Consider the following 7,467-nt stretch of genomic DNA (forward strand, 5'->3'; position numbering starts at 1 on the left):
TTGACGATGCATCAGGCGCCCGGCGGCACCCTCGACGGCCGTCCCGAGCCGCGCGTCAGCGCGTACCCGCCGATGCCCGCCAGCGCGGCCAGCACACCACCCACGCCGGTCCACACCCACCGGTCGGACCACCAGCCGGAGGACCAGCCGTCGTCGGGCTCGATGGCGGACAGGACGGCGGAGTCCTTCCCGTCCTTCTCGTCCTCGCCGTCCTTGCTCGACGTGACCGCGATCCCCGGCACCAGCGGCTCGGAAAGCGAGCCGTCCACCGCCGCCGCCCCGCCGATGTCCTTGTAGTCCGCCCGCACCTCGGCGCTCACCGGGAGGCCCAGGTCGGACGTGGGCAGACCGACGACGGTCAGCCGGACGTAATAGGTGCCCGGCAGCGGGTCGTCGGCCCACGGCTCCGACCAGGCGCGGACGGTCCGCAGGACGCAGGCGAGCTCGACGGAGGACGCGCTCTGCGCGGCGGTGCGCGTCTGGGCCCCGTACTGGCAGGCCTGGCGGCGCCGCAGACCGTCGTACACGTCGATCTGCCAGGTCTGCGAGGCATGCGCCTCGGGGAGCTTCACCGTCGCCTTCACCGTCGGGCGCTGCCCGGTGTCCGCGGGGAACGACCAGTACAGGTAGTCACCGGTGGAGCCGCTCGCCGTCGCCGTCTGCCCCTGCTCGATCTCCGTCGCCGTACGGAACGACGTGCCCGCCCGGGTCGGCGCGGAGCCGTCGTCCGAAGGGCTCGCGGACGGCGAGGAGTCGGCCGCCGCGGGGCCCGCGGCGACACCGAGCGTCAGCAGGGCCGCGCTCAACGCACGTGTGAATCTCATCAGTTGGTCCTCCAGACCGCGACCCGCCAGCGCGACAGCCAGCCCCACAGCAGACCCGCGACAAAGCCCACCAGCACCAGTACGCCGAGCAGCCACCAGCCGCGCCCGAGGCCGAAGGAGGCCACGTCGCTCGCGTTGCTCGGCCCGTCCACCACGTCGATCGTCAGCTCCAGCGGCATGCCCGGAGTGGTCTTCACCCCGGAGGCCGCCGAGAAGGAGTTGGTCACCTGCAGGCACACGGTCTCCGCGGCCGGCTTGTCGCTGTCGTCGTCGTCCCGTTCGGGCTTCGGGTAGCGCAGCCCGGTGGAGATGACGTCCGTACGGCCGTTGCCCGCGGCCTCGCCGCGCACGATCTCCCGGCCGTGCACGGTCACGGCCCGCAGCAGCGTCCCGTAGTCGGGGTTGACGGCCCGGTCGGCCGCCACACTCACCGAGGCACGCAGCTCCTGGCCCGCCTGGACGTCCACGCGGTACCAGCGCTCCTGGCCGAACTCCTCGCGGTCGGTGTACAGACCCGACTTCAGCGTGGGCGCCTTCGCGCACGCGTCGGCGCCCTGCGTCGCCACCGGCGTCACCACCGGGTCGGCGGCACGGTCGACCAACTGGTTGACGCGATCGGTGAGTTCGTCGGTGTGCTCCACCGAGGTGTACGTGCCGCCGGTCGCCTCGGCGATACAACTGAGCTGCTGGCTCAGCTTGGTGCTCGGCACCAGGCCGAGCGTGTCGATGGTGAGGCCGATGCCCTTGGCGGCGATCTCACGGGCCACCTCGCAGGGGTCGAGCGGGGCGCAGGTGTCCTCGCCGTCGGTGATCAGCACGATCCGCTTGGAGCCCTCGCCGCCGTCGAGGTCGTCGGCCGCCTTCAGCAGGGCGGGACCGATCGGCGTCCAGCCGGTGGGCGTGAGGGTGGCCACCGCCGTCTTCGCGTCGGTGCGGTCCAGCGGGCCGACCGGGTAGAGCTGCGCGGTGTCCTTGCAGCCCGTCTTGCGGTCGTCGCCCGGGTAGTTGGCGCCGAGGGTGCGGATGCCGAGTCTCACCTCTTCCGGTGTCGCGTCCAGCACCTCGTTGAACGCCTGCTTCGCCGCGGCCATCCGCGACTGGCCGTCTATGTCCTTGGCCCGCATCGAACCGCTCACGTCGAGGACGAGGTCGACCTTCGGCGCGTTGGCTGTGGTCTCGTCGGCGGTCGCCGCGGCCGGGAACGCGATCCCGGCGGCGAGCGCGGCGAGCAGGGCGCAGACGCCCGCCGCCAGCCGTTGTGTTCTGATCATCGGCGGATCTTATTGATCAGGGGCGTCCCGCTTCAAAACGAGTCCACGCCAGGGGGTTGGGCAGCTCCGCCCACTGGTCGCCGGACACTCCCGGTGACAACCGCATCAACGTCAGCGCCTTGACCGGCAACGGCTCTTCGCGCAGCGCCCCGAGGTCCGGCGTGCGCGGCAGGTCCTGTACGGCCGTCTCCAGTGCCGCGCGCAGCGCCTCACCCGAACCGGCCGCCCCCGCCAGCGCCCCCGCCACGAGCGACCCGAACAGCTTGCGCCGCAACGTCGTCACATCGTCCGTGACGACCCGCCCGGTCAGCTCCGGGACCGGGACGCCGTGCCGGGCCAGCCGGGCCGGGCTGACGCGGACGTCGGCCAGGTCGCGGTAGACCAGCCGCAGCGGGGCCCCTGTCGCCGACACCACGACGAGCAGGTTCTGGCCGTGCGCCTCCAGCGCGACCCCCAGCTCCAGCAGCCGCAGCCCGACGGTGAGGGCGAGCCGCGCGAAGTCGGCCAGCCAGCCGGGGGAGCCGGGCAACCCCGTGGCGGCCAGGGCGGCCACCGGCACGACATGCTCGCCGGGCGCAGCGTACGCATCCGGTGACTCCCGCAACACCGCCGCCAGATCCGGGGAGTTCGCCGTGGCCGCACCCAGGGTGCGGGTGACGTGCAGCAGCCCGTCCGTGCGCGCCGCCAGCGACTCCGCGAACGCCGACAGCGTCGCGGACAGCGCGATCGACCGCACCGAGATGTCCCGCACCGACGACGTCAGCCGGGCACTCAACGCGGTCTTCACATGCGGCCCGCCCGGCACGGCGAGGGTGCGCAGCGACATCAGCGGATGCGCCGAAATCCCCTCGGCGGCCGGCATCTTGAGTACATGCGCCGCCTGCCACGGATGCACGGGGATCAGCAGCCGCCCCCCGTCCCGCATCCCCTCCGGCCACGCCCCCGCCACCAGACACTCCGCCACCGGGACCGGCATCAGCCCCAGCTCCACCACCGGCCGGTGCTCCGGCCCGTACGCCAGCTGCTCGGCCACCGAGAACCCGGGCCGGGAACGGCAGTTGGGGTGGTACGGATGCCCGTCCACCACCCTCTGTTCCCACTGCCACCCGTGCGCGGGCCACTCCTCCGAGCGGGGCGGCTGCCCGGCCCGCGACAGCGCCAACGACGCCACGCTGTGGCCGAGTTCCGCCGCGAAGGCCGCTCCGTGCGGCACCGCGAGGTCCGCCATCAACGGTGCCGGACCGTCGTGGGCCACCTCGTCCAGCCGTACGGCGGTCACGTAGGGGGAGGTGGCGTACGGGTCCGGGTGCGGGCCGTGCAGGCGCCGGCCGTCGGCGAGGCGCAGGGTGAGGCCGTCCCGGCCCCGGTCACGGCCCGTGACCCAGGGCAGCGGCTCATGGGTGAGCGCCCGCCACAGACGGGTCAGCACGGCCGCCCGGGCGCCCGGCAGCTCGGCCGAGTACCGCGCCCCGAGCTCGGGGCGCACGGCGGCCAGGTCGGCCGCGACCTCGGCCTCGGCGGCGGTGGCAGGGTGCACGGGCGGGCTCCTCGGGTACGAATGGGGCGTCACGGTGTGACGTGACGACGGCGATACTGATCATCTCCGTCCGACTGGACCGTAGGGAACGAGTGGATCGCGTGGACCTCCTGCCCCCGCCCGCAGGCGACGACGCCCCGGCGCACGATGATGCCGCAGCGCGGCTCGCCCGGCGCGCCGACGTGTACGCCGCGGCGCCGCTGCTCAACTGTCTCCTGCGGGAGGTGGCCGAGCCCCTGCCGGACGGAGACGGACGCCGGGTGTACCGACTGCCCGGCGGGCGGCTGCTGCGGGTGCGGGGCGGGCGGCGGCCCGCCGGGCCGGAGGTGTACACGGCGGGCGTCTGGCACCCGCTCGGCCACACCGAACTCGTCAAGCTGGTCACGGAGGAGCTGCGCCACCACACCGGCCTGTCCAACCACGAACTGCCCGCCGAGATGATCGACAGCCGCGACGCGGTCGCCGCGCTGCTGGCCGCACGCGCGGGTGCGACCCCGCCCGACGACCCGTATCTGCGCTCCGAGCAGTCCCTCCTCACCGGCCACCCCTACCACCCCGCGCCCAAGGCCCGCGGCGGCGGACCCGTGGCCACCTGGCTGCCGTACGCCCCCGAGGCGTACGCCCGCTTCCCGCTGGTGCTGCTCGGCGTGCGCGAGGACACCGTCGTCGAGGAGGGCGACACCGCCGCCCTCGACGCCCTCGGCGAGGCCCCGCCCGGCTACCGGCTGCTGCCCGCCCACCCCTGGCAGCTCGACCTGCTCGGACCGGAGCTGGCCGAGGCCTTCGCCGACGGCCGGCTCGTCCGTCTGGGCACGACCGCGTTCGAGGCCTGGCCGACCGCCGCGATCCGCACGCTCTACGCCCCCGACCGCGACCTCTTCCTGAAGTTCAGCCTGGATGTCCGCATCACCAACGACATCCGCCGCCTCTGGCGCCACGACCTGCGCAAGCTCCAGCGGACGGACAGGGCCGCACGCGAGGCCTTCGCGAAGTCCGACGGCCCGGCGGCCTGGCTGAGCGACCGCGGCCACCGCACGGTGGACTTCGCCTTCGAGGAACTCGCCGTACTGGTGCGGGACGGCCTGCGCGCCCATCTGCGGCCCGGCACGACCCCGCTGCTCGCCGCGGGCCTGGTGGAGGGCTTCGCGGGAAATCCCCTGGAGGACACCACCGACGCGGGCGCCTGGTGGGAGGCGTACCTGGAGGCGGTCGTTCCGCCCGCCCTGGCGGCCTTCGCCGATCACGGGGTCGTCCTGGAGGCACACCTCCAGAACACCCTGGTCGCCGTCGACGCCGACGGCGTCCCCGCGCAGGCGCTGTTCCGGGACGCCGAGGGCGTCAAGCTGCTGCCGGACGTCTCGCGCGCCGCGGGCTGGGAGCGCCTGGTGTACTGCCTGGTCGTCAACCACCTCACCGAGATCGCCGGCGCCCTCGCCGAACACCACCCGGGCCTCGACCCCTGGCCCGCCGCCCGCCGCGCCCTCGCCCGCCGCGCCCTCGGCCGCCACGACCTCCCCGAGATCACCGACCTCCTCACCGCCCCGACGCTCCCCGGCAAGACGAACCTCCTGCTGCGCTGGACGGGCGCGGACGGCGCCGACGCCCGCTACCTGCCGCTGCCCAACCCGCTCGCCGCGGATCCGGGGTGAGCGCCTGCCTCGTCCGGGTGCTCGTCGTGCCTCAGCGCGCCTCGCGCACGACCGCGACACCGCCTGCGGGGACGGTCACGGAACCGCTGACGGCCTTGCCGGTGAGGAGCTCGACGCCGTCCGCGGGGACTTCGGCACCGCTCCCGCTGTGGTCGATCAGGAACAGGTAGTCGGCGTCGGCGCCGCTCCGCCGGACGGCCTCGACGCCGGGCTGCGGAGCGGCGAGGACCGGCTGGACCCCGGCCTCGTCGCGGATACGGTCCAGCAGGGCGGCGAGGGTCGCGGGGTCGGGCCGCGTCGCCAGGTACCAGGCGGTTCCGGCACCGGGGGTGTGCCGGGTGACGGCCGGTCCGCCCGCCAGTGGTCCGTCCCCGTAGGAGGCGACCGGCGCCGCGCCCGCGAGCCGGACGCGCTCGGACCACAGGTCGGCGGTGGCACCCGCCGGGACGTCCCCGGTGAGGTGGAGCGTCTCCCCGGGCAGCAGGGGGAAGAGTTCGTCGGTGCGCACGCCGAGGACGTCCCGGAAGGCAGCCGGGTAGCCGCCGAGCCGGACGTGGCAGTTCTCGTCGACCGCGCCGCTGTGGAACCCCACCGCCAACGTGCCGCCGCGCTCGGCGAAGCCCGCCAGGTTGGCCGCGCCCGTGTCGTCCACCAGATAGAGGCTGGGCACGAGCACCAGGCGGTACGCGGACAGGTCCGCGTCGGGGCGTACGAAGTCCACGGCCACTCCGGCCCGCCACAGGGGCCGGTACCAGTCCCGGACAAGGTCCTGGAAGCGCAGCTCGCCACTGGGCTGGGAAGGCAGTTCAAGGGCCCAGCGGGCGTTCCAGTCCCACACCACCGCGACCTGGGCGGTCGGAGTGCTTCCGCGCACTTCCGCCAAAGCCTTGAGATCCGAGCCGAGTTGGACGACGTCCTCCCACACCGCGCTGTCGGTGCCGGCGTGCGGCAGCATCGCCGAGTGCCACTGCTCGGCGCCCGCCTTGGCGGCCCGCCACTGGAAGAAGGCGATGCCGTCGGCACCGTGGGCGACGTGGGCGAGGGCGTTGCGGCGCATCTCGCCGGGCAGCTTGGCGCGGTTGACGGGCTGCCAGTTGACGGCTCCGGTGGAGTGCTCCATCAGCAGCCACGGCCCGCCGGCCAGCGAACGCACCAGGTCGCCGCTGAGCGCGACGTCGACTTCGGACTCCGGGTCGCCCGACATCAGGTAGTGGTCGTTGGAGACGATGTCCAACTCGGGTGCCCAGCGCCAGTAGTCCAGCGCGTCGAAGTTCTGCATCACCATGAAGTTGGTGGTGACGGGGACGCCGGGTGTCGCCTCCCGCAGAGCGTCCCGTTCCGCCGTGCACAGGGACAGCAGTTCGTCGGAGCAGAAGCGCCGCCAGTCCAGCCGGTGGGTGGGGTTGGGGTCGGCGCCGGTGGCGCGGGGCGGGATGATCTCGTCCCAGTCGTAGTACCACTGGCTCCAGAAGGTGGTGCCCCAGGCGTGGTTGAGGGCCGTCAGGTCGTCGGAGTAGCGACGGCGCAGCCAGGTGCGGAAGGCGGCGGCACTGGCGTCGCAGTAGCAGGCCGCGTTGTGGCAGCCGTACTCGTTGTGGACGTGCCACATCGCGACGGCCGGGTGGCCGGCGTAGCGCTCGGCCAGAGCGCGGGTGATGCGCAGGGCGGCCGTGCGATAGGCGGCGCTGGACGGGCAGAACGTCTGGCGGCTGCCGTACGAGAGCGTGCGGCCGTCGCGGTCGACGGGCAGTGCCTCCGGGTGGGCCCGGAAGAACCAGGCGGGTGGCGCCGCCGTCGGGGTGGCCAGATCGGCGGCGATGCCGTTCTCGTGCAGCAGGTCCAGCAGCCGGTCCGTACGGGAGAAGTCGTACCGGCCCTCGGCGGGCTCCAACAACGCCCACGAGAAGATGCCGACGCTGACCATGGTCACCCCGGCCTCGCGCATCAGGCGCATGTCCTCGGCCCAGACCTCCTCGGGCCACTGCTCGGGGTTGTAGTCACCGCCGTAGGCGATGCCGGGCAGGCGGAGGCGGCGTTCGGTGCTCACTGGTGGTACTCCGGAAGGTGTGGGAGGTACGGGAGACGTGTGGCTCAGCCCTTGTTGGCGCCGAGGGTGAGGCCGCTGACGAACTGGCGCTGGAGTGCGAAGTACACGATGAGGGTGGGGATCGCGGTGAGGAGGGCGC

Annotated in this window: 5 protein-coding genes and 1 pseudogene; 1 reads left to right on the forward strand and 5 read right to left on the reverse strand. The window is 73.6% G+C overall.

From position 1 onward, the window contains the following. Nucleotides 1-11: 11 nt before the first annotated feature. From ACGFNV_RS40135 to ACGFNV_RS40145, 3 genes are read right to left on the reverse strand one after another with little or no spacing between them, the layout of a single operon-like run. Nucleotides 12-824: a hypothetical protein gene (locus tag ACGFNV_RS40135; protein ID WP_393629743.1), complete on the reverse strand. Its 813-nt coding sequence runs from the start codon at nucleotides 822-824 to the stop codon at nucleotides 12-14. Further along, nucleotides 824-2,095, reverse strand: coding sequence for a VWA domain-containing protein (locus ACGFNV_RS40140; RefSeq protein WP_393629745.1), 1,272 nt, complete (start codon nucleotides 2,093-2,095; stop codon nucleotides 824-826). The genes ACGFNV_RS40135 and ACGFNV_RS40140 overlap by 1 nt, the downstream gene beginning before the upstream one ends. 16 nt (nucleotides 2,096-2,111) lie before the next feature. After that, complete coding sequence (locus ACGFNV_RS40145) at nucleotides 2,112-3,632, reverse strand: IucA/IucC family protein (RefSeq protein ID WP_393629747.1); 1,521 nt, start codon at nucleotides 3,630-3,632, stop codon at nucleotides 2,112-2,114. 92 nt (nucleotides 3,633-3,724) lie between these two features. On the opposite strand from ACGFNV_RS40145, the gene ACGFNV_RS40150 reads away from it, so the two are divergent. Beyond that, nucleotides 3,725-5,281, forward strand: coding sequence for an IucA/IucC family protein (locus ACGFNV_RS40150; protein ID WP_393629765.1), 1,557 nt, complete (start codon nucleotides 3,725-3,727; stop codon nucleotides 5,279-5,281). Nucleotides 5,282-5,312: 31 nt separating this feature from the next. Here the strand turns inward: ACGFNV_RS40150 and ACGFNV_RS40155 are convergent, their stop codons facing one another. Both ACGFNV_RS40155 and ACGFNV_RS40160 read right to left on the reverse strand, forming a co-directional pair. Beyond that, the gene (locus tag ACGFNV_RS40155) at nucleotides 5,313-7,328 is read right to left on the reverse strand and encodes a beta-galactosidase (RefSeq protein ID WP_393629749.1); all 2,016 of its coding nucleotides are present in this window, start codon (nucleotides 7,326-7,328) and stop codon (nucleotides 5,313-5,315) included. Between the two features lie 44 nt (nucleotides 7,329-7,372). Continuing rightward, nucleotides 7,373-7,467 (reverse strand): annotated as a pseudogene (locus ACGFNV_RS40160) (carbohydrate ABC transporter permease); the annotation flags it as partial.

The organism is Streptomyces sp. NPDC048751 (assembly GCF_043198595.1).
Lineage (GTDB): Bacteria > Actinomycetota > Actinomycetes > Streptomycetales > Streptomycetaceae > Streptomyces.

Bases quoted from the DNA above. Each gene is read 5' to 3' on its own strand.
- ACGFNV_RS40135 (WP_393629743.1), bottom strand. From the start codon at position 824: ATGAGATTCACACGTGCGTTGAGCGCGGCCCTGCTGACGCTCGGTGTC.
- ACGFNV_RS40140 (WP_393629745.1), bottom strand. From the start codon at position 2,095: ATGATCAGAACACAACGGCTGGCGGCGGGCGTCTGCGCCCTGCTCGCC.